This window comes from Chroococcidiopsis sp. [FACHB-1243] (assembly GCF_014696895.1).
In the GTDB taxonomy this organism is placed as follows: domain Bacteria; phylum Cyanobacteriota; class Cyanobacteriia; order Cyanobacteriales; family Chroococcidiopsidaceae; genus Chroococcidiopsis.
In genome coordinates, this window is the sequence record NZ_JACJQX010000046.1 from 1 (window position 1) to 23,989 (window position 23,989).

At 40.1% G+C, this 23,989-nt stretch carries 11 protein-coding genes; all 11 read right to left on the reverse strand.

Annotation, left to right across the window (positions count from 1 at the left end; translation table 11 throughout):
* Nucleotides 1-390: 390 nt before the first annotated feature.
* Entirely contained in the window at nt 391-1,419 is a 1,029-nt protein-coding gene (locus tag H6G17_RS26465; RefSeq protein ID WP_192161558.1) for a methyltransferase, read from the reverse strand.
* A gap of 14 nt (nt 1,420-1,433) precedes the next feature.
* Nucleotides 1,434-2,306: an SDR family oxidoreductase gene (locus tag H6G17_RS26470; RefSeq protein WP_192161559.1), complete on the reverse strand. Its 873-nt coding sequence runs from the start codon at nt 2,304-2,306 to the stop codon at nt 1,434-1,436.
* 34 nt (nt 2,307-2,340) lie between these two features.
* Nucleotides 2,341-3,708: an MATE family efflux transporter gene (locus tag H6G17_RS26475; protein WP_192161560.1), complete on the reverse strand. Its 1,368-nt coding sequence runs from the start codon at nt 3,706-3,708 to the stop codon at nt 2,341-2,343.
* Nucleotides 3,709-3,754: 46 nt separating this feature from the next.
* A complete protein-coding gene (locus H6G17_RS26480) occupies nt 3,755-5,113 on the reverse strand; it encodes a cytochrome P450 (RefSeq protein ID WP_192161577.1) in 1,359 nt (452 codons plus the stop codon).
* Between the two features lie 26 nt (nt 5,114-5,139).
* Nucleotides 5,140-6,519: a cytochrome P450 gene (locus tag H6G17_RS26485; protein WP_192161561.1), complete on the reverse strand. Its 1,380-nt coding sequence runs from the start codon at nt 6,517-6,519 to the stop codon at nt 5,140-5,142.
* 142 nt (nt 6,520-6,661) lie between these two features.
* The gene (locus H6G17_RS26490) at nt 6,662-10,774 is read right to left on the reverse strand and encodes a non-ribosomal peptide synthetase (protein WP_192161562.1); all 4,113 of its coding nucleotides are present in this window, start codon (nt 10,772-10,774) and stop codon (nt 6,662-6,664) included.
* 20 nt (nt 10,775-10,794) lie between these two features.
* Nucleotides 10,795-13,902 (reverse strand): type I polyketide synthase, encoded by a 3,108-nt coding sequence (locus H6G17_RS26495; RefSeq protein ID WP_192161563.1) that lies wholly within the window; start codon nt 13,900-13,902, stop codon nt 10,795-10,797.
* A gap of 57 nt (nt 13,903-13,959) precedes the next feature.
* The gene (gene panP, locus H6G17_RS26500; protein WP_192161564.1) at nt 13,960-15,624 is read right to left on the reverse strand and encodes a pyridoxal-dependent aspartate 1-decarboxylase PanP; all 1,665 of its coding nucleotides are present in this window, start codon (nt 15,622-15,624) and stop codon (nt 13,960-13,962) included.
* A gap of 49 nt (nt 15,625-15,673) precedes the next feature.
* Entirely contained in the window at nt 15,674-21,691 is a 6,018-nt protein-coding gene (locus H6G17_RS26505) for a non-ribosomal peptide synthetase (protein WP_192161565.1), read from the reverse strand.
* A gap of 56 nt (nt 21,692-21,747) precedes the next feature.
* Nucleotides 21,748-23,004 carry a diaminobutyrate--2-oxoglutarate transaminase gene (ectB, locus tag H6G17_RS26510; RefSeq protein WP_192161566.1) on the reverse strand — a complete coding sequence of 419 codons (1,257 nt, stop codon included), beginning with the start codon at nt 23,002-23,004 and terminating at the stop codon, nt 21,748-21,750.
* Nucleotides 23,005-23,068: 64 nt separating this feature from the next.
* A complete protein-coding gene (locus tag H6G17_RS26515) occupies nt 23,069-23,962 on the reverse strand; it encodes a cupin-like domain-containing protein (RefSeq protein WP_192161567.1) in 894 nt (297 codons plus the stop codon).
* Between the last annotated feature and the right edge of the window lie 27 nt (nt 23,963-23,989).

Genomic DNA, 23,989 nt, shown 5'->3' on the forward strand with positions numbered 1-23,989 from the left:
TGCGGTTTCTCATGACCACACAGGGGACATTTCATTAGACTGTTCCAGAGCAACTACACCTTGTTCAGTCTAGCAGTCCCACGTTTCCCCCTCGCATGACCGGTTTGTTTGCAGCGATTGTGGTTTCATTTGCAGCTAATGTGGTTTTGAGACCCCCTTTATTTGCAGAGAATGTGGTTTCAAAACTGCCTTGGAAAGCAGTTTCATCTCTCGATGTTTGCAGTTCGCTACAACTATAGCATTCCTACTAAAGTTATGAAATATTGGTTAGGTCGTCAAGAGCCTTAAGTCAAGAGATACTAGCGTTCGTCAAATGACTAATGACAGCCATAACACGCCTGTCTTATGAATCATTTAGGATTGCTAAACTTAAAGACAACACAACACACCCTACTTAACTCCCTCAATAATATTGACCTCTGATTCTGTTGAAATAATTTGGGTGAGTTTGAACCCTGCGGATTTAAATAGTTCTCGAAACTCTGCTTCAGTGCGAATACGTCCACCAGGACACATCACCAACATATTTACGTCTATAAATTTACTGCTACAAAACTCATTGCCAGCAGGGATGACGAAATCTATGACCAATAGCCGACCTTGGGGATTCATAGCTTGATGACAGCGTTGAAGAATGGCGATCGCTCGCTCATCGTCCCAGTCTTGAATGATATGTTTGAGAATATAAGCATCTCCTTTGGGGACACTTTGAAAGAAATCTCCCCCGACAAATTGACAACGATCGCTGACATTTGCTGTTTTGGGCGAATTTTTAGCTCTGTCAATGACATCTGGTCGGTCAAATAGCACCCCTGTCATACTAGGGTAGGCTTGAAGAATAGTCGTCAGTAAGCTACCTTTACCGCCACCAATATCAACCAATTTTCCAATCGACGAAAAATCATAAGCCGCCAAGACTAGGGGATTCGTCTCTTCGGACTCTGCCATAGCGCGATCGAAAATTTCACCTTGGTTAGGATTTCGGTCATTGTACTGAAACAAATCTATCCCGTACAAACGCTCAAAAGCACTTTCCCCAGTCTGCAAACTATACATCAAATCTCCCCAAGCTTGGTGATAATGCTCTGCGCCCCGTAAAATTGCCATAGCCCGAACCGAATCGGGAGCATTGCTCTTCAAACAGTCTGCGAGTGGAGTTAGTTTAAAGCAACGAGGCTGAGTTTCTGCAAAAATTCCGACACCCGCCAGCGATCGCAAGATTCGATAAAGTGAATCGCTGTGGGTATTCGTTAGAGCAGCCAGAGTATCGCAGTGTTGAGGTTTATCCTTGAGTAAATCTGCAATACCAAGTTTAGCTACGACGTAGACACACCGTGAAATCCAGTAGGCGTGTACCCATTCTATAACAGTCATTTGAAATGGTGTATTGCTGGGTGCATATGTAGGTTCTGATATCATGGTTAACCTCATTACTAATTTTTTAATTCCAATTCTTTGAGTTGAATTGCATCACAAACTCGGTCTGGTAAAATCTTCGCCAACATCAAGAGCAGAGATAGTTCAAATTTTTGCTTGGATAAGAAATAGCGTGTTTTAGGTTTACTAACTTCTAGAGCTTTCTGAATCGCACGCGCAACTTCTTCCGGTGGTATCCCCATCCGATTTGACTGAATTAACTGCTCCATAGAAAATTTGTAAAGGTCGCCATACATAGATCTGGCTATAGGTGACATATTAGCTAATTTTTTCTGTACGCTTGCTTCTACTTTGTCTGGCGCTGTGGAAGCAATTGAGCCTGGTTCGATCAAAATCGCTTCAATTTTCCAAGGTGCTAATTCCATTCTTAAAGCATCAGTTAATGCCTCTAATGCAAATTTTGAAGCGCATAAAGCAGAGAAAAATGGCGAGGCAACTTTACCAGAAACAGAACCAATATTGATAATCCGACCCTTGGCTTTGCGAATTGTTGGTAAGAATGCTTGTGTAACTGCTACTTGCCCGATAACATTTACTTCCAATTGCCATCTTAGTTCGGCGATCGCAAGATACTCCAATGGTCCATCTATCAGTATACCTGCATTATTTACTAATCCAGTTAGTCCTTTTTCACCAACTGCTTGCGATACAATTTTTGCAGCAGATTGAATCTGTTCCGAGCTTGTAATATCAAGAATTATTGGTATCAAATTGCTAGATGCATTCAGCTTTAGCGATTCAGCGTCTTCTTCTCGACGAACTCCAGCAAAAACTTGATACCCTTGCTTATCTAACAGGAGTGCTGTTGCTCGACCAACTCCTGTAGATGCTCCTGTAATTACTACAGCACCTTTTGTTGTTTGAGTCATTGAATTCATCCAATTTAAAAAGTCATACTCCTATCTATACCATTTGAGTTTTATCGCTAAGTTTTTTAAACTCTATCCAAGTAATAGATAAGGCGATCGAGACTGTCAAAAAATCTGTAAGCAACATCCCATAATAGACTCCTCTTACACCTAAGTATCTTGACAAAATCAATACAAGTGGTATGAGAAAAAATAAGCTTTTTGATAAAATTAAGATTCCTGCTAATTTACCATTTCCTATAGATTGAAAGAAAGTCACGCTGCAAAACCCTAAAGGTAAAATTAATAGTAACGCATTAATAATTTGAAAGTTAAATAGATCGGCAGCACTAAAATTAACCGACGGTAACAATATGCTCAGAAATGTTGCTGGAAATAATTGTAAAGGCAACCAAATTAAACCTAAAAACAACGTTCCACCAACTCCAAAAGTGAAATATACTTTCTTAAGTCTATGATATTTTTTAGCTCCGTAATTCATCCCGATCGCTGGTTGTAAAGCTTGGACAAACCCTTCTATGGGAATAGTTGCTAGTGCAAATACTCTCAGTGTCGCTCCAGCAACAGCAATATCATGAGCGGTTCCGTAGTGAGCAATTGATTTAAAAATGACAGATTGTTCGACTAAACTAATAACTTCCATTAATAGTGCTGATATTCCTACTGACAAAATTGCTGGCAGCAGATCTATTGCTAAAGTTATTTTTCTAGAATTAACAGGAATAGAACTTTTATTAGAGAGGAAATAGGCAATATTCAAAATACTATAAATTAACATGGAAACAACTGTAGAAAGTGCTACTCCTCTAAGACCTAAGTTAAAAGCACTAATAAATATAGGATTTAAAATAGCATCGATAACAACAAAAAGTCCAGCAAAAATCATAGCCAAACGAATTTTGCCTTCTGATTTAATTAACTGGCTTGAAGCTACCGCTAAGATATAAAATACCGAACCAAGCGTATAATCTTTAAAATATGCTGCGCCCAAGGTTGCAACTTCACCATTTCCTCCCATAAATACAATTAATTCTTCACTCCAAAAGTGACCGAGAAAGGTAAGCAGAAGCCCAATAATAAGACTCATTATTGTTAAAGTGCCAAAAATCTTTGATTTAGTTTTGGCATCTTCTGAACCAATTGCTCGACTGAGAACTGAAGCACAGCCTACCCCTACCAAGTGAGCGCAACCAATTACAATAGAGGTGAGCGGTAATGCCAGAGATATAGCTGCCAATGCAGTTTCGCCAATTAATTGTCCGGCAAATAAAGCATCAAGGAAAGTATTCATTCCAATCAACAGCATTCCTAAAATCCCAGGAATGGTTAATTTCAACATCAATTGAATGAGATTTCCGTTTAAGATTTCCTGTGTAACTTTTGACTGTTGTTGAGAGGTCATATAGTATTTCGTTGAGGCATGAAATAGCCGTGAAGATTATCATTAGTCATCGATCATTTGTTAGAGAAGCGTCGCGGTCGATCATGACCATTTTCAAGCCGCTAGCAGGGGGATAATTCGCACCTTGCGGTTGGGGTTTTTCTGGTTTTGTATCGGTCAACGCTAGTTGGTAGTGTGAAAGAATAGTTGCCAATACTAACTTCAGTTCAAACATAGCCAAAGCTTCCCCAGGACAGCGACGAGCGCCACCACCAAAGGGAAGAAATTCGTAAGGAGAATATTGCCTTTCTAGAAAACGTTCTGGCTGAAATTGTTTTGGTTGTGGGTACAAATTTTCATGCTGATGTGTTAAATAAACGCAACCAAAGATGACCGTTCCAGGACTCAATTTATAATCCATTAGCTCAGTTGGTGATTCTACCCTCCTAGGAAATGTTACCACTTGAGTTGGATAAATTCGTAAAACTTCATTACACACTGCATTGAGGTAAGGAAGTTGAGCAATGCTCATAGGATCGGGAGAGTTACCCAGACTTTTAAGTTCTCTGAGCAATTGTTCGCGGACTGCTGGGATGCGGTGAACCCAATACAACGCCCAAGTTATTGCTGTAGCTGAAGCATCCCGACCACCGAATAATAATGAAGGAAACAAATCTCGGATTTCCTCATTTGTGAGTAACTTACCTGTTTCGTTGCGGGTAAATATTAACTCGGAAAGGACATCATGACCGGAGAAGTTTTGTTGTTGGCGGCGATCGCTAATTTCAGCGTAAAGCAACTGGTCAAATTGTCGCCAGAGGTGAAGAAAGTAACCCCAAGGACTCCAGCGACCGAAATCTTTTTGTAGGAAAGGGAAGGATAAGGGGATCTCAACAAAAGGCGATCGCGCGTAATTTAATAAGGTAGAAAGTACTTGCCTGAGTTTTTCGTAACGTTCTCCCTCATGTAAGCCAAACAAAGTATTTAAAATTACCTCAAGCGTAATTTTTTGCACGGTCGGGTAGGCTAAGAAAGATTTGTCAATTGACAGCTGACTCATAACTTTTTCTGTCAGGTCGCAAATTTGCTGTCCGTAATTTCGTATTCTATTACCGTGCAAGGGAGGCATGAGGAGTTTGCGCCGCGATCGGTGGCGTAAACCATCAAGCAACAATAATCCGTTTTTCCCTACGAGGGGAGCCGCATCTTCGTTCAACTCTCCAGAAGCAATAATTTCTGTTGTATTGGTAAAAATCTGCTTCATCCCTTGGGGATTGCCAACAAAAACTAAAGGTGTGGAATCAGACGCAATTGTGAAAACATCGCCATAGCGTTTGCTCATCTTATCCAAAAACCCTAGTGGGTCAGCGGTAAATTGCATTCTCAGCAACCAGGCAGGATGTTTTGGACCTTCAGGTAGTTTCATCATGTTTCAATACTTACGATTCAATTTCAGGCAGAAGCGAAGAGAGTTTTTAAATTGACAGACTTAATGTTGTCTCGCTTGCGAATTGCCATTTTGACACCGCTAGCTGGGTAACACATTAAACCTTCAAATTTCGGTTGCTCTGGTTTTTTCTTAACGAGTGCTAATTGATAACGTGAAAGAATAGTTGCTAATACTAACTTCATTTCAAATACAGCTAAACCTGCACCAATACAGCCGCGAGTACCACCACCAAATGCTAGAAATTCGTAAGGAGAGTATTGTCTTTCTAAAAAACGTTCTGGCTGAAATTGTTTTGGTTGCGAGTATAAATCTTCACGCTGATGTGTTAAATAAATACACCCCATGAGTAGCGTTTTTGGACTTAACTCATAGCCCATTAGCTCAGTTGGTGATTCTACCCTGCGGGGAAAGGTGAATAATTGAGTCGGGTAAATCCGCAAAGCCTCGTTACAGACAGCATTGAGGTAGGGGAGTTGAATAATGCTCATCGGGTCGGGAGAATCGCCAAGGCTGTCAAGTTCTCCAAGCAATCGTTCGCGGACTGCGGGTAGTCGATGCACCCAATACAACAACCAAGTAATTGCAACGGCTGTTGCATCTTGAGCCGCAAAAAGCGGTGAGAGTAATAGGTCGCGGATTTCCTCGTCTGTCATTGATTCACCCGCCTCATCGCGAGCAAATATGAGTTCGGATAGGATATCGGTGCGAGAGAAGTCTGCTTGCGTGCGACGTTCTTGGACTTCAGCGTAGAGTAGTTGAAAAATTTCCTGGCGCAGATACATCAGGTATCCCCAAGGACTCCAGCGACCCAAATCCTGTTGCAGAGAGGGGAAAGCGGAGGTAATTTGCATGATGGGCGATCGCATATACTTGAGTATGGCAGGAAGCAGTTGCTTGAGTTGTTCGTAGCGTTCTCCCTCGCGTAAGCCTAATACAACTTCCATGCTGACTTGCAAGGTAATATCTTCAACGGTAGGGTAAGTTATGAAGGTTTTTCCTACCAAGTGCTGACCCATGACTTTCTCTGTCAAATGACAAATTCGCTGTCCTTGGGCTTGCATTTTAACACCGTGAAAGGCTGGCATTATCAGCTTACGCCGATGTTTATGTCGCGAACCATCGAGTTGTAATAATCCTTGATTTCCCGTGATTAAAGCCATTTCTTGATTCAACTCACCAGGGGATTTAATCTCTTTTGTATTGGTAAAAATCTGTTTAATTGCTTGTGGGTTGCTAACGAACACTACAGGCGTAGAACCAAAGTTGATGGTAAAAATATCACCATAATCTTTGCCAAGAGTATCAAGATGGTTAAGGGGATCGGTTGCTATTTTAATAGCATGAACCCAGAGAGGTATTTTCTCGATTTCAGGTATTTCCATAAAAATATGCCACAAATGAGTTCCTATAGCCTCCCTTTTAAGCGGGAGTTGGGGGATCTTCTAGCCCCCCTTGATAAGGGGGGTTGGGGGAATCTTCTCTGTCGTAGTCACAAGTAAATTGATATTAATCTGTATACGCGAACTAACCCTGTATAGTCACAACTTCCAGTCGTTCGGAATTAGTTTTTTGAGCATGAATCAGAGATTGTTTTAATCGAACGGCTAACTCTTGAATATAAGGCTCATTAAAGATTGAGAAATGATTACCTAGGATTTCTATCATTTTGACAGGCTGGCTAGAACATTTACCCCAACCTAGTAAAGGATCGTCAGTACAGAAATCCTCACTTTCAAAATCGTGAGTAATTATCTCGCTAGCTTTTAACAAAGTGATTTCATAGGGATAGGCTTTTGGGACATAATTTCGCATAGCTTGGATATGAGCTTTAAAAATTTGATAACTGAGAAGGTACTGTTCCATTTCTGTATCGCTAATTTTGAGATTAGCTTTGCCAAATAACAGATGGAACTGCTCGACGAGTGATAAATCTTGTAGTTCTTGATAGGAAACAGAAAAATCTATATTAAACCAGTTTTTTATAGACTCAGCAAGACGAAGTAAGAATTTAGCATCATCATCTTTTGCAGGATGGATAACTTTTTTTGGTAAGATGGCATCAATTACCACTAGCAGATCGATAGTTTCATTTTGCTTTTGTAGTTGTTGCGCCATTTCAAAGGCAATTACACCACCGTAACACCAACCCCCCAGAAGATAGGGTCCCTCTGGCTGTACAGCACGAATTTGTTTGAGGTAGTAAGTTGCAGTTTCTTCTACTGAAAGAATTGAAAAATTTTGTTGGTTAGGGGTTTGTTCTAAAGCGTAAAATGGTTGTTCCCTACCTAGCTTTTTTGCTAAGGCGAGGTAATTGTTAACATCTCCCCCAGCGGCGTGTACGCAGAAAAATGGACGCTGGGAACCAGAAGCTTGAATTGCTACTAAAGGGGAATTTGAGCCTAAACTAACTGGTTGACTGACAATCTTTGCTAATTTTTCAACTGTTGTATTTTTAAAGAGAGTGGATAAGGGAAGGTTATGTCCAAAACGCTCGTAAATTTGAGCCATTAAGCGTACAGCTAAAAAAGAATGACCACCTAAGTCGAAAAAGTTATCTGTAACTCCAATAGGGCTAGTATCTAGAAGTTGTTCCCAAATTTTTACTAAAGCTAATTCTGTGAAATTACGAGCCTCAATAAAAGACTTGGTAAACTTGGATCGAAGGATATCGTGAGTTGAAAGTGCTTGTTTGTCTATTTTACCATTTGAGGTAAGTGGTATTGAATCTAATACCATAAAAGCAGAAGGAATCGAAAAATTGGGTAATTTCTGTTGTAGATATTGCTGTATTTGTGGGATTGAATCTTCTTCTGTGACTACATAAGCAATTAAATACTTATCATCTTGCGGATCGTTGCTAGCGATGACAACAGCATTTTCTACGGATGGATGTTGAGCGATCGCATGGACAATTTCTCCCAACTCTACCCGAAAGCCGCGAATTTTGATTTGGTCATCGCGCCGACCTAAATATTCAAGTTGACCGTTGTTACAATACCGCGCTAAATCGCCAGTTTTGTAAAGCTTAGTTTCTGGTAAAAATGGGTTATCGATAAATCTTTCCTGTGTCAGTTCTGGACGATGCAAATAACTCCTTGCTAATCCATCTCCGCCAACGTACAATTCTCCAACTACGCCAATTGGGGTCAGTTGCAAATGACGATCTAAAACATAAATCTGCGTGTTGTCTATAGGAAACCCAATAGGAACTGTTGAGAATCGATCGCTTAATAAACTTGTGTCATAAAAAGTGACATTAGCAGAAACTTCAGAAGCACCGTAAAAATTAATCAGTTTTGCATCTGGTAACGACTTTTTAAAAACTTGGACTAAATCGATAGAAAGAGCTTCTCCACTCGCTATCCAAAGTTTAAGATGGGACAAATTCTGAGTGAGATGGCTGTAAGTATCTAAAAGTATTCGCAGTAACGAGGGAACGAGTACGATGCGTGTAACTTTATGGCGAACAAGAGTTTCTAGGAAAAGTTGTGGATCTTTGGCGATCGCATCAGAAATAATAACGGTGGGAATTCCTTGTAATAAGGGAGAAAAAATTTCCCATACCGAGTCTACAAAACTAATAGCTGTTTTCTGACAACAAATTTCTTCTAGTGCAAAAGGATAAGTTTTCCACAACCAGTTTAAGCCGTTAACTGTTCCTCTATGAGTTCCCAGAACACCTTTAGGATTTCCAGTCGATCCTGATGTATACATAACATAAGCAAGACGATCGCCAACAGATTTGTTAACAGGATTTTCCTGACTTTCTTGTTGAATAATTTTCCACTCAGTATCGAGAGCGATCGCTTTTATTTGTCCCAAACGATTCATTAATGATGTATCGCTAATAACTATTGATGCTTGGGAATCAGCCAGCATGAACTTAAGGCGATCGAGCGGATAATTGGGGTCGAGGGGAAGATAAGCGCCGCCAGCTTTTAATATTGCTAGAATCGCTATAACTGTATTTATAGAACGTTCTAGACAAATAGCAACAAGAGTTTCTGTTGTGACTCCTAAACTTTTTAAATAATGGCTAAGCTGATTTACTTTTTGGTTAAGTTGTCGATAAGTTAGCTGCTCTGACTGAGCAATTAATGCTATACTATCAGGCGATCGCTCGACTTGCTGCTCGAATAGTTGATGTAAAGTTGCATTGCGAGGATAATCTACACGAGTATCATTCCACGCTAGCAATTGCTCTTGCTCCTTAACAGTTAGTAGCGTTAATTCAGAAATGCTACGATTTGGATTAGCAACAATGCTTTCTAGTAAAGTTTCAAAATTGTTAATGAATCTTTGAATCGTGTCTAGCTCGAATAGATCGGTACTATACTCTAAAAATCCTGTTAATTCCTGTTGAGATTCGGACATTGACAGGGAAATGTCAAACTCAGATCTACCGTTATCAATTTCTAAAGTACGCAAGGTTAAACCAGAAAACTCTTCAACAGGCGTTGGCGCATTTTGAAGAATAAACATCACCTGAAATATGGGATTGCGGCTTAAGTCTCGATTCGGTTGTAGTTCTTCTACTAACTTTTCAAAAGGTAAATCCTGATGTGCGTAAGCATTGAGAGTCACCTCTCTTACCCGACCTAAAAATTCTCGAAAGCTAGGATTACCATTGAGATTATTACGCAGCACTAAATTATTGACAAATAAGCCAAGCAATCCTTCTAATTCAGCTCGATTGCGATTAGCAATTGAAGATCCTACGAGAATATCTTCTTGCTCTGTATAGCGGTAAAGTAATGTATTAAACGCTGCCAGCAGTGTCATAAATAAGGTACATTCTTCTTGCTGGCTAAACTGATTCAGTGCCTTAGTCAATTCCTGAGAGAACCTAAAGTATTGTTTTGCACCTTTAAAAGTAGCAACAGCAGGACGCGGACGATCTGTAGGTAACTGTAGTACTGGTAACTCACCGCCTAGTTGTTGCTTCCAGTAATTCAGTTGAGTTTCGAGTAGTTTTCCTTGGAGGCGATCGCGCTGCCAAATGCTAAAATCTGCGTATTGAATGGGGAGTTCGGGTAAGAATAGAGGTTTACCCGTACAAAAAGCAGCATATAGTGTCGCCAACTCTTTTGCAAACACACCCATAGACCATCCATCCGTGACAATGTGATGTATAGTCAAAAGCAAGATGTGTTCTTCTTTACCTAATTGAAACAAAGTTGCTCTGATTAATGGTTCATTAGCTAAATTGAAAGGTTTTTGAGCTGATTCGACGGCTATTTTTTTAACTTCTAATTCCCAGTCTCCGACTGCTAAATACTCAATATTAACGATTGATAAATTCCAAGTTAAGTCAGGTAGAATTACCTGCATTGGCTGTTCATCAACGGTCACAAATGTTGTCCGCCAAGCTTCGTGTCGTTTAATAATTTCGTTGAGACTTTGCCGCAGTGCTTCTACGTTTAAGACTCCTTTTAAATGCAAAACGCTAGAAATATTATAAAAAGAACTGCCATGATACAGTTGGTCGATAAACCACAGCCTTTGTTGGGAAAAAGATAAGGGTACGGGCTGGGAATCTTGACGCAGGCGAATAGTATCCGCCTTAAATTTACCTCCCTTCCATTTTTCTAGAAGGGCTTTTTTAGTGGGTGATAAATTGGAAAACTGTTTAGTCATGACTGAAATTTAATTATTAATTACTGAACGCTTAAAAAAGCTCGAACATCTTCTTCAGATAATTCTTCAAGTTTTTCAATTAAAAGTGTTTCAATTGTTTCTGCTTGCTGAGCAATAGTCAAAGCTTGCAGTAATTCGCGTAGTGGGATCTCGATAGGAAAATTTAGGTTCAGGCGGGAAGCTAGCTGAGTTGCGGTCAGGGAATCTCCCCCCAATTCAAAAAAGTTGTCGTAGATCCCAACTTGTTTGATTCCTAAAACTTGTTGCCAAATCTGAGCGATTTGTTTTTCTATGTCGTTAGTCGGAGCAACATAGAAATTGGCAAGGTTTGGTCTTAAATAATGTGAAAATGAGTCTTTTGTCTCGGTTTCTTTCAAATTCACGTTGGTAGAAACAACTTGACTTACTTCGCTTGAGAATGATGATAGTAATTTTGCTTCAATCCAATAACGCTGACGTTCAAAAGGATAAGTAGGTAAAGGAACGCGATAAGGCTGTTCGTGGCTATAAAACTCAGACCAATCTATTTCTGTGCCTGCGAGCCAAAGTTGACTCAACGTGTTTAATAAAAATGTTACATCCGATTGTTTTTCTTTAGGATGGCGTAAAGATGTTAGTACTAGTTGTTTTGCATCTCTTGCTAAATGTTGTCTAGTTAGCGTGCTTAATGTTCGCCCCGAACCAACTTCTAGAAAAATATTTTCAGGCTGTTTTAATAACTCGGATAATCCTGTTGAAAATCTGACGCAAGAGCGTAGATGTTGACTCCAATAACTGGGATTTGTGGCTTCATCGTCTTTAATCCAAGTACCAGTAACATTAGAAATAAAAGGAATTTGGGGCGGGTTCAAGCTAACTTTTTTGACTGCGAGAGCGAACGGTTCCAAAACAGGCTCCATCATCTGAGAATGAAAAGCATGAGATGTATGCAGAAAGCGACAATCTACGCCTTTAGAAGCTAAATAGTTCTGTAACGCCTCTACAGATTCCGTCTTCCCAGAGACTACGCTCATCGATGGACTGTTGATGGCGGCTAGAGAGAGTTCTTTACCCAAAAAGGGTTGAACATCATTTTCCGACAGTGGAACTGCTAGCATACTTCCTGAAGGCATCTGCTGCATCATTTCACCTCTAGCTGCTACTAATGCTAAGGCATCTTCCAAAGAGAACACACCAGCCAAAGTAGCGGCGACATACTCACCAATACTATGACCGATCGCAGCATTAGGGCGCACTCCCCACGCCATCCATAACTGAGCAATGGCGTACTCAATGACGAATAATGCAGGTTGAGCGATCGCAGTTTGTTGCAATTGCACTGAGGCTATTTCTGTTTGTTGTTCGCTGGGGTAAATTATTTGACGAATATCGAGTCCCAGGTGGGGCTTGAGAATGTCTGCACATATATCGACTTGCTCTTGAAATATTGACTCAACCTCGTACAGTTCCCGCGCCATATTCACATACTGCGCCCCCTGTCCAGAAAACATAAACACGACTGGGCGGTTACTAGGCTTTTGATAGTAGGTGAAAACTCGCTGCGGATTTAAGGTAAGTAGAGCCTTAAGTGCATCGTCAACATCATGACAAACAAGCGTGCGACGATAATTGAAAGCCCGACGACCGACACTCAAAGTATAAGCAACATCAGCTAAATTAAGTTCGGGATGCTGTTTTAAATGCCCAATTAAATTAGCTGTTACCTGCTCAAGTGCCTTCTCACTTTTAGCCGATAAACACAACAAATGTAAAGGGCGTTCAATTACATCTTCGGAATTTTGAATTTTGAATTTTGAATTTTGAATTTCTAAAGGTGCTTCTTCCAAAATTACATGAGCATTAGTTCCTCCTATACCGAAAGAACTGACACCAGCGCGGCGCGGCGTGCCGTTAGTCTGCCATTCTGATAGCGTGGTATTGACATAAAAGGGACTGTTAGCAAAATCTATTTCAGGATTGGGCGATTTAAAGTGCAAGCTGGGAGGTATTTTCTGATGTTTCAAAGCTTGAACCGTCTTGATTAAGCCAGCCACACCAGCAGCACTGTTCAGGTGTCCAACATTAGTCTTTGCAGAAGCGATCGCGCAAAAACCCTTTTTATCAGTAGTACAGCGGAAAGCTTGCGTGAGCGCCGCAATTTCAATCGGATCTCCTAAAGCAGTTCCAGTCCCATGAGTCTCAATATAGGAAATAGTTTCAGGCTCGACATTAGCTAAAGCCAGTGCTTCTAAAATAACTGCTGTTTGCCCATCTACACTAGGGGCTGTATAGCCAACCTTTAAAGAGCCATCGTTATTAATTGCCGAACCTTTTATTACTGCATGAATATAATCGCGATCGCTCAAAGCATCTTCTAATCGCTTCAATACGACTACACCCAAACCGTTACCGAAAATAGTTCCACTAGCGTTTGCATCAAAAGCTCGGCAGTGTCCGTCAACCGAAAGAATTCCCCCTTTTTCATAATAGTAGCCAGTTTTTTGTGGCAACGTTATCGAAACACCACCTGCCAGAGCAATATCGCTTTCACCATTCAATAAACTTTGACAAGCAAAATGCACGGCAACTAACGATGTGGAACAGGCAGTTTGAACGTTAACGCTCGGACCTTTAAGGTTTAACTTGTAAGAAATTTGAGTTGGTAGGTGGTCTTTGTCATTGCCTACAAAAATTTGAAATGCTTCTACTGGTTTTAACGAATTGAAATGAGGATAAAAGTTGGAAAATAGATTATTCAACAAGTAAGAACTTAAAGTCGCACCAGCAAAAAGACCAATGCGATCGGCATAAGTTTCAGAATTATAGCTAGCGTTTTCTAAAGCTTCCCAAACACATTCTACAAATAGGCGATGTTGTGGATCTGTTATTTCTGCTTCTTTAGGAGTAAAGCCAAAGAAAGCAGCATCAAACAACTCTATATCTTCCAATACTCCGCCTGCTTTAATATAACTGCGATCGCTCAGCACTGCTGGGTCTACCCCAGCCGATATTAGTTCCTCGTCAGTAAAATCAGAAATTGATTCTACACCATTTTGCAAATTATGCCAAAAAAGATCGATATTTGGTGCGCCAGGAAATCGACCAGCCATGCCTATAATTGCTATTTCATCTTTTGGCAAAATATCCATAATGCACCTTTTGATTTTTATCTAACTGCGATCGCCTACCAATTTAGAAAACAATTTCTACTGCAATTGAGTTACATTGTCCGCATCTGCTAGCAAATCTGATAGAGAAATTTCCGCAGCAATTTGAATCTGATCGTTTAAAACTGCATCAATATCATTTTCTGTTGTAAGTGGGTTTGCCAGCACTGCACGTAAAGCAATAATAGGAATCTCTTTACCAAAGCGGACAATTTTTTTTGTCGTGCGTGAGATAAAAGTACGACCAGCTTGACGCTGCATTTTTTGTAGACGTTGATTAAATTGACTAATAAGTAAACGATCGGTTTCTGTCAATTTCTGTTTAGCAGCACTTTCTCGCAAAGGCTCTGGAATATAGCAATATACTACCAGATTAGTATCGGGTTCTGCTAACAACTCAAACTCAGGCATGGCACGAATACGCGCAGCCATATATTGAGTTTTTCTGATTCCTTCATCAATCAAAAATTCATATCCCTTACTACCAATTAAATTAAGTCCAGCGTGTAAGAATAAAGCCATAGCAGGTCGAGAACCTTCCAGAGAGCGTTTACCTAAATCGAAAGAACCCTTACGCATGGTATAGCTGGCTTGTTTTTCAATTGCTTTTGCCATTTGCGGTTCGCGCAGAAATAGCATACCAATACCCATCGGTAAATAAAGTTGTTTATGTCCGTCAATAGTGACTGAATCAGCTTTTTCGATACCTGCAATTTTATGCCGATGTTGTTTGGAAAAAATCAACGGTCCACCCCATGCAGCATCTACATGACAATGAACATTGGCTTCACGGGCGATCGCTACAATATCTAATAGTGGATCTACCCCACCGGAATCTGTCGTGCCAGCAATGCCAATAATTGCAATAATACACAAATTCTGCTCCTGACATTTTGCAACAGCATCAAGGAGCGATCGCAAGTTAATTCGATTGTTACTATCAACCGGAACTTTAATCAAACCACGATTACCAATACCTAATAAATCTGCGGCTTTATCAAAAGAAAAATGCATTAATTCAGAGCCAATTATTGCTGCTCCTTTATAGCCATAAAAATTTAGTGCTGCTATTAAACCTTCCTTTTCTACTCCCAAAAAATCATCCTTAGCTGCTAAAGCTGCGTTACGAGCGCACCACATAGCAGTAATATTTGCTGTTGTACCACCAGATACCAAAACTCCCAGCGTACTTTGACTATTTTGAATATGTTGAGCGTAAAAGCGATCGCTAAAGTTGTAAATTTGGCGATGCATCATTGCTAAAGCTTGACGTTCGTAAAAACTGAGAGCTTTTGCGGTTTCGATTTTGACGGCATTTTGGTTTATTGCCGTCATAAGTTTAGCTAGCGATCGCATAAAGCAAGGTAGCGCCGAGGTCATGTGACCGATAAATCTAGGCGAAGAGGTGTGTATGGAATGAGCAATGACATTATTAGATAAATATTCAATATAGCTCTCAAAATCAGTAGGATCGACAGGTATTCTGCTATCACAAAACTGCTCTGCTAATGCATCTAACTCAATATCAGTACTAGCATTGTTTGCGTTTAAAAAATCCTGAGATAAATTAGCGATCGACTCGCCCATTTTTTCTTCTGTCGATTGACTGGAAGTAAATAGCCGCATTAGCTGTTCGACATCGTAATGCAATGTTTGCTTCTCAAGAAAATAATTCGATTGCAGTTCTTGTTGGCTTAATGTCATCTTGCTATTATCCAAAATGTTTCTGACTCACAATTATTCGCGATCGCCCTTATCTTTTTCGATGCTTTTGTCTAATTTCTTTTCGGCGCTGTATTGAGGCTGACCTACTTTCAAGTTGACGAGAATGTTGTTCCAGAGATTTTTGTTGACTTGAATCTCGCTTTAGAAATTTTGTCAAAAACTTTGTCAAATGAGCGATCGTTGGATATTGAAACATTTCAACTAGAGAAATATCTTGTTGAAATTTTTGCTGTAGCTTGCTATGCACCTGAATTAAAAGTAATGAGTGACCGCCCAACTCAAAGAAATTATCATATATACCGACTTCATCAATCCGAAGTACTTCTTGCCAAATATTAGCAATAGCTTGTTCGACTTCAGTTTGAGGACGCTGTAATTGCTGCTCTAGTTCGGGACGTATGGTTTCCGGTGCGGGGAGAACCTGATAATTTACTTTGCCATTAGGGAGTAACGGTAAAGCTTCTAACATCACAAAGGCTGATGGAACCATGTATTCAGGTAGCTTCTCTTTCAGCAGGCGATGCAACTGTGCGATCGCTATACTCTGCTGTGGGGCAACTACATACGCTACTAACTGCTGATTACTAGGTTCATCCTCCCTCACTACGACAACAGCCTCCTGTATTCCTGGGTGTTGGCGTAATAACGCCTCGATTTCTCCCAGTTCAATGCGGAAACCGCGCAGCTTAATTTGGTTGTCAATTCGCCCCAAAAACTCTAAATTGCCATCGGCTCGATAACGTACCAAGTCTCCTGTTTTGTAAAGCCTTCTTCCTGCTTTGAAAATAAATCGCTCTGCGGTGATTTCCGGTCGATTCAGATAGCCTCTCGCCAATCCCGCACCACTGATATAAAGTTCTCCAGGTACGCCAACAGGAACTTTTTGGCGGTGTCGATCCAACACATGAATTTGTGTATTGGCAATAGGACGACCGATCGCCACCCGTGTAGCAGTCTCATCTTGACTACTAATACTGTAGCAAGTAACGTCAGCCGACACTTCTGAAGCACCGTAAAGATTCAAGAGGATGCGATCGCCCATCTTCTGCTGAAATTGGTGTAACAGGTCGATCCCAAGTGCTTCACCACTAGTAACCCAATACTTCAATTTTGGTAGTTGCTGCTGCAAGCCTTCCATGTCTAACAGCACACGCAGCAATGAGGGGACAAGTACGAGTCGCGTGACGCTGTGGCTTTTCAGCGTTTCCACAAACTGGTGTGGATCTTTGACAATGCGATCGCCTACAATTACCGTTCTTACCCCTTGCAATAAAGCCCCAAATATCTCCCAAACTGAGTCTACAAAGTTCAAAGATGTTTTCTGACAACAAACTTCTCCTTGTGTAAACGAATAAGTTTGCCACATCCATTGAAAACGATTAACAGCACCTCGATGCAGTCCTAAAACTCCCTTGGGTTTGCCAGTAGAACCCGATGTGTAGATAACATAAGCGAGATTGTCAGCTGTAGTATTGCTAACAGGATTCTCTAGGCTTTCTCGATCGATACTATCCCAGTCTGCGTCTAGGCAAACAACGGTCATTTGTTCAAATGTCATTTGTTTAAAGCTATTAACTAATGACATAGGGCTTCGCCCTTCCCGAAGGGTATGACTAATGACGAATGACACTTGGGCATCCGCTAGCATAAAAGCTAACCGTTGCTGAGGATATGCCGGATCGAGTGGTAAATATGCTCCACCAGCTTTGAGAATTCCTAATAGCGCGGCGATCGTATCCAGGGAAGGCTCTAGACAAATTCCTACCAGCACTTCCGATCCTACACCTAGCCTTTGCAGATAATGCGCTATTTTATTTGCCCGCTGGTTCAATTGCGTGTAAGTCAACTGTCGATCTGCACAAACCACAGCCACAGCATCAGGTGTGCGTTCTACTTGCGCTTCAAATAGCTGATGAATGCCGTGTTCTAGCGGATACTCAACCTGGGTATCATTCCATGTTGCCATCTGCGTTTTCTCAGCTTCAGTTAACAATGGTAGCTCCCAAAGATGTTGCTGAGAATCTGTAACAATTCCTGATAGCAATACCTGCAAATGCTCTGCCATTCGGTGTATGGTATCTGCCTCAAACAAATCAGTACTATACTCAAAAGTCCCGATAAGTCCTAAAGTTGTCTCTTCCATAAACAAAGTCAGATCGAACTTAGCCGTGGTACTGTCGTTTTCCAGCAGACTCAAGTTCAAACCCGACAACTCTATTTCTGGCATGGGTGCATTTTGCAGCACAAACATCACCTGAAATAGTGGTGTGTGACTCAAGGAACGCTGTGGCTGCAATTCTTCCACCAGCACATCAAAGGGTAAATCTTGGTGAGAATAGGCTCCTAAAGCTACCTCACGCACCCGGCTCAATAATTCTTCAAAGGAGGGATTGCCTTCGAGCTTGGTTCGCAACACTAAGGTATTGACAAAAAAGCCGATTAATGGTTCTATTTCGACACGGTTGCGGTTAGCGATGGGAGAACCGATGACAATATCCTCGTTACCCGTGTAGCGGTACAGCAGAGTTTTAAAAGCAGCCAGCAGCGTCATAAATAGAGTACATCCTTGTTGCTGGCTTAAGCTGTTGAGTGCAGCAGATAGCTCTTGAGGAATCCCAAAAGAATAGTTAGCGCCTCGGAAGGTTTGAATAGCGGGTCGCTTGCGGTCGGTGGGTAACTCTAGCAGCGCAGGTGCGCCATCCAAATGCTGCCGCCAGTAACCAAGCTGAGATTCTAATACCTCTCCCGTCAACCACTGCCGTTGCCAAGCGGCAAAGTCTGCATACTGAATTGGCAGTTGTAGTAAAGTTAGGGGTTGCGCTGTACAAAAAGCTTGATACAGTGTGGAAAGTTCGCGCACGAACACACCTATTGACCAACCATCAGCGGCAATGTGGTGCAAAGTTAATAGCGCCACATACTCTTGTTCGCCAAGGCGCAATAACTTGGCTCGAATCGTTAAATCAGTCTGAAGGTTAAAAGGTTGTTGCGCCTCTGTTTGTGCCAGTTGTTTGACTTGAGCCGCTTGTAAATCGGCAGGTAAATCGCTCAAATTGATAACTGGTAATAGAAGTGTAGTTTCTGATGAAATAATTTGTATGGGTTTTCCTGCAACTGCCTTGAAAGTAGTTCGCAAAACTTCGTGGCGGCGCACAATTTCGTTGAAGCTTTCCTGTAATGCGTGTAGGTCGAGCTGACCTTGCAAGCGAATAGCAGCTGATAGGTTATTGAAGGGACTATCAGGTTGTAGTTGTGTCAGGAACCATAAACGCTGTTGAGCAAAGGACAAAATTAATTCTTCGTTGCGAGAGACGCGCTCAATCGGGGGAGCTTCTAGACCTATTCCCGCCTTAATAGCCTTCTCAATGACTGTTGCTAACCCCGCTACGGTTGGCTGCTCAAACAAGCGACGCAAAGGCAGTTCTACCTCAAAAACCTGCCGTACTTTGGAAATAACGCGAGTCGCAAGCAGGGAGTGTCCCCCCAATTCAAAGAAGTTGTCGTGAATACCTACTTTCTGCAAATCGAGAACTTCTATCCAAATTCCTACGAGCATCTCTTGAATGGGAGTAGAAGCAGCAACAAAAGTACTTTCATTCTGTTGGGTAAAGTCAGGCGCAGGTAAGGCGCGACGGTCTACTTTACCACTAGGAGCTAATGGCAAATTCTCTAACAGCGCGATCGCTGATGGTATCATGTGCTGTGGCAACCTTTCTTTAAGAAGATGCCTTAATTGCGATACTAGGTCTTCTTGCAACTGCTGACTTTCAAACTGCTGATTTTCAAGCTGAGGAACTACGTACGCAACCAAACGCTTGTCACCAGTATCTTCCCTGACTATAACTACAGTCTCCCGCACAGATGGATGTTGACGCAGTAAAGCTTCAATTTCTTCCAGTTCAATCCGAAAACCGCGAATCTTGACCTGATTATCTATGCGTCCTAGAAACTCGATATTTCCATCGGGTAGCCACCTACCTAAGTCTCCAGTTTTGTAAATTAAATCTCGATTACCCCTTGGTAATTTTTTTGTAGTTTCTGAGAAAGAATTAGGAACAAAACTTAATTTAGTTTTCTCTTCGTTTTTCCAATAACCATCTCCTACTCCAATTCCTGAGACACAAATCTCCCCTGGAAATCCTATCGGGACTAATTGCATCTTCCGGTCGAGAATATAGAGATTTAAGTTGGCTAAGGGTTGACCAATGGGAACAGATCGTTGGTTTTCTGGTAAAGGCTTGTCAATGATAAATTGAGTAATATCATCCGCAGCTTCTGTTGGACCATAAGCATCAGCTATTCTAATTGAAGGATATAAGCTCAACCATTGGTTTACCCGTTTTACCGAAACTGGTTCGCCAACTACCATCATCCACTTTAAATCAGGTAGATGTCTTTGGTCTTCCGGTAATTGGTAAATATAATCTATTAATCCTCCGAATACTGCTGGAACTAATTCAACAACTGTTATGCTTTTTTCTCGAAGAACATTAAATAATTTTTCAGGAATAAAACCCGATTCAGTATCTACTATAACTGTCTTCCCACCAATCAGCAGCGGAGCTAGAAATTGCCAAACGGAAATATCAGTAGAGGAAGGAGCGCTTTGTAAAAAACAAAAATCTGCTGTTAACTCCAGTTCATCGAACTGTGCGTATATATGGTTAATAGCACCATCGTGCCTAACTATTGCACCTTTAGGCAATCCAGTTGAACCAGATGTATATAGCATATACGCAGGATCGCTTCCTGCATGACTGCGTACTAAGTTTTCTTTTGGTAAACGCTCAAAATTAAATCGACTGTATATATCAACTTCAATTATCGAAGGATTATTTCTATCATTTACTTGATGGTCTAAACAAATTAGATATTTTAAGTATGGACAATTTTCTCCTAAATTAATTGAGGTATCCAAACAGGAAAAGTCTGTTAAAAGAATTCTAACTTCGCTGTTAGCTACCATATATTTAACTCGGTCTGGTGGATATTGGCTGTCAATTGGTACATAAGCTCCACCAGCTTTATATATAGCCAGTATACCTATGAGAAAATTAATGTCTCGTTCTTTATAAATTCCAACAAATTCTCCTTTACTTACTCCTAAATTTTGTAAAAATCTTGCAAGTTGATTGGCTTTTTCATTTAGTTCTCGATACGTGAGTTGAATATTACCATCATCGACTGCAACTCTATTAGGTGTTTGCTCTACTTTTCGTTCAAATAATTCATCAATTGTCTGAGTAATAGGATACTGTTTTGTCTTATGATTATTGTCTAACAATTGTTGCTTATCGATTGGTTTTAATAAGGAAATGTCTGCAAGTTTAAGATAAGGATTATTGACAACATCCTCAAGGACGTTGAGATAATATTTGAGAATATACCAAACGCTATCTTCTTGAAAAAGGCTTTCATTATAATCTGTTCTAACAGAGATCTCATTGCCAGTAACTTTAAACGCAAATGTCAGATCGTTACTGAGATCTGCTAAATAATTTTGCTGGTGGATATCTTCTAATAAAACGACAATATCGCAAAACGGGTAACGATTTTGATTTTGAGATAACTTCAACAAACGAACCAACTCATCAACAGAATAATTTTGATTGCTATACGCACCTATTGTTGTTTCTTTAACTTGCAAAAGGAAATCTTTAAATGTAAGTTGTTCCTTTACGCTAATACGCAAAGGGATAATGTTATTTGGATTTTCATCAATATTTTCTAATTTATAAGTAGGGGAACTGATAATAGTATTATTGTTGCCAGTATACTTATGCATTAATATACTTAGCGCAGAGAGCAATACTAAATATATTGACAGATCGGAATTACCGCTCAATCTAATAATAGCTGCCGATAACTCATTTGATAATTTAAAATTAATCGACTTATTCTTACCGCTATAAGTTATAGGTCTAACGTAATCGGTAATCAAATTTGTTTCTGGCAACTCACCAGATAATTGATTTAACCAATAGATTTTCTGAGAAAATAGTTCCTCAGCAGTTAATGTATTTTTTCTGGGAGTAGCGATCGCCATCTGCATCACCTATTAATGAAAACTTTTTGTATGAGTATTAGAATTGTTTGCTTTACTTAATTTGCCAGACAATCATCAAAAGCTTGTTTGATAATTAAACACCCTTTCTCCAAAGTAGGCATTTCAATTGTTAAAGGCGGTAAGATTTTGATTACACTATTATTTCTACCAACTTTTTCAATTATTAATCCTAATTCAAAGCAACGGGAAGTAATTTTTTTCGCTAAACTGGTATCGCTAAGCTCGGCAAGATCGATACCCCAAATTAAACCTATTCCCCTGATCTTTATTTTTTCACTAATAGATGCTATTTTGTCAAGTAAAAATTTCTGCAAAAAAGACTCTTTAATTTTGACTTCCTGCTCAAGGTTAACGATCTCTCGATATTCGAGAGCAGCAGTACCACCTACAAATGCTAATTGATTTCCTCTAAAAGTTCCATTATGTTCGCCTGGTTCCCAAATATCTAATTCCGGCTTCAGCAACAATAATGACATAGGAAAACCATAACCGCTGATAGCTTTTGAAAGTACTACCATATCGGGAACAATGTTTGCTCTTTCAAACGAAAAAAATGAACCAGTTCGACCGCAACCAACTTGAATATCATCACAGATTAACAGAATATCGTGGCGATCGCACAACTGTTTGAGGTTTTGCATCCACTCTATCGGCGCTACAATTACTCCTCCTTCTGCTTGCACCGTCTCAAAGATTATTGCTGCTGGTTTTTCAATTCCAGAGTTAACATCATTAAGTACTGTTTCTATAAACTCTATTGTGTCAAACTTTTCCATAAATCCATAAGGATAGGGCATAAATGTCACATTATTTGATGTACCGAACGCTCCAGCTTTTATGTCACGATTACCGCTAATAGATAAGCTACCTAATGTCATTCCATGATAAGCTCCCATAAATGAAAAAATTCCGGTTCTTTTCTTAATTTTTCTTGCCAATTTTAAGGCAGCTTCAACAGCATTTGTCCCAGTAGAACCACAAAACTGTACCCGATAATCTAAGTTTTTAGAACGCAGTACTGTTTCAGAGAATTTGGATAAAAACCTTTCTTTAGCAGATGTGTGAAAATCTAAACCGTGCGCGATCGCATCCGCATCTAAATAAGATATGACCTTTTCTTTTATATAATCATTGTTATGTCCATAGTTTAAAGCACCAGCACCTGCTAGAAAATCAATGTATTCCTCTCCTGATTCTGAATAGATGAAAGAACCTTTAGCTCTGTGAAATAGGACTGGAAAACTTCGGCAATAACTTCTGACATTAGATTCTCGTGTTTCAAAGATATTCATTGAATTATTCCTACTTGTCGATTGATTTTAATGGATTTACTTTGTAACAATATTTTAATCTCAATTAAGAAATATAGTTTAAATAAGATTTATAAAAACGAAAAATTAGTTGAGGTGAAACTTTAAATACTAAACCTAACGCTAACAACAAGTTATAATATACGTTTTTCACTGGCATACCTTTTAAACTAGCTGCTACACCATTTAATGCGCTTTTTTCCGTGTGCCAATCAATATTGAAAGAAATTGACTCATCTAAACTTCTCACATGATGTAGTGTACCAGGAGGCATATATAAAATATCCCCAGGATTCACAATGACTTTTATCGGTCTGGCATTTTTATATAAAGGATATTGCTCTAAATCTGGATGTTCGGGATCGACTTTGAACCATCGCCAGTTGTGCCTATAGCAGTATTTAGAGTCTTCATTTAAGAGGATAGTAAATTGTTTGCGACCAACAATTTGAAAAAAAAGATTATTGGTAAGCAAACAATCAAAATGTAAAGGAGTCAGGCTATGAGATGAGCCAATAAAAAATTGACAGTAGCGCCACCATTTATAAGCATACCATTCTGGTAAGTAATTTAGAGGAAATGGTTGAACATCTTGGATTAGCGATGGAATTAAGCTAAATAACGGCAGATCGTGGCAGTATGGAAGGCGAGTACACGCAGAATTTTGGTTCTTTGCTTTTTCATATGCGCCTAAAACATCTGCATATTTCTTAATGGTAAAAGCTTCTATTTCAATTTGTCCGTTATAAAAGTGTTTAGCATATATATTTACATCAGGGGCGATCGCACTGAAGTATTGCAACGACCATTTATGAAAGCTACCCCACTTTTGAATCACTCCTGAAATAATTACAGGCTTAGATTTATTCACATATTCTGTTACAAATTCTTCACTAGATAGGTGATGATGTCGCGCAATTTCTGAAGAGGTGGTAAGCATAATTTTATTAATGCGGATGAACGCAGA

Excerpts from the sequence above, each read along its gene's own strand:
- H6G17_RS26465 (WP_192161558.1), bottom strand. The coding sequence starts at position 1,419 with ATGATATCAGAACCTACATATGCACCCAGCAATACACCATTTCAAATG.
- H6G17_RS26470 (WP_192161559.1), bottom strand. The coding sequence starts at position 2,306 with ATGACTCAAACAACAAAAGGTGCTGTAGTAATTACAGGAGCATCTACA.
- H6G17_RS26475 (WP_192161560.1), bottom strand. The coding sequence starts at position 3,708 with ATGACCTCTCAACAACAGTCAAAAGTTACACAGGAAATCTTAAACGGA.
- H6G17_RS26480 (WP_192161577.1), bottom strand. The coding sequence starts at position 5,113 with ATGAAACTACCTGAAGGTCCAAAACATCCTGCCTGGTTGCTGAGAATG.
- H6G17_RS26485 (WP_192161561.1), bottom strand. The coding sequence starts at position 6,519 with ATGGAAATACCTGAAATCGAGAAAATACCTCTCTGGGTTCATGCTATT.
- H6G17_RS26490 (WP_192161562.1), bottom strand. The coding sequence starts at position 10,774 with ATGACTAAACAGTTTTCCAATTTATCACCCACTAAAAAAGCCCTTCTA.
- H6G17_RS26495 (WP_192161563.1), bottom strand. The coding sequence starts at position 13,902 with ATGGATATTTTGCCAAAAGATGAAATAGCAATTATAGGCATGGCTGGT.
- panP (WP_192161564.1), bottom strand. The coding sequence starts at position 15,624 with ATGACATTAAGCCAACAAGAACTGCAATCGAATTATTTTCTTGAGAAG.
- H6G17_RS26505 (WP_192161565.1), bottom strand. The coding sequence starts at position 21,691 with ATGGCGATCGCTACTCCCAGAAAAAATACATTAACTGCTGAGGAACTA.
- ectB (WP_192161566.1), bottom strand. The coding sequence starts at position 23,004 with ATGAATATCTTTGAAACACGAGAATCTAATGTCAGAAGTTATTGCCGA.
- H6G17_RS26515 (WP_192161567.1), bottom strand. The coding sequence starts at position 23,962 with ATGCTTACCACCTCTTCAGAAATTGCGCGACATCATCACCTATCTAGT.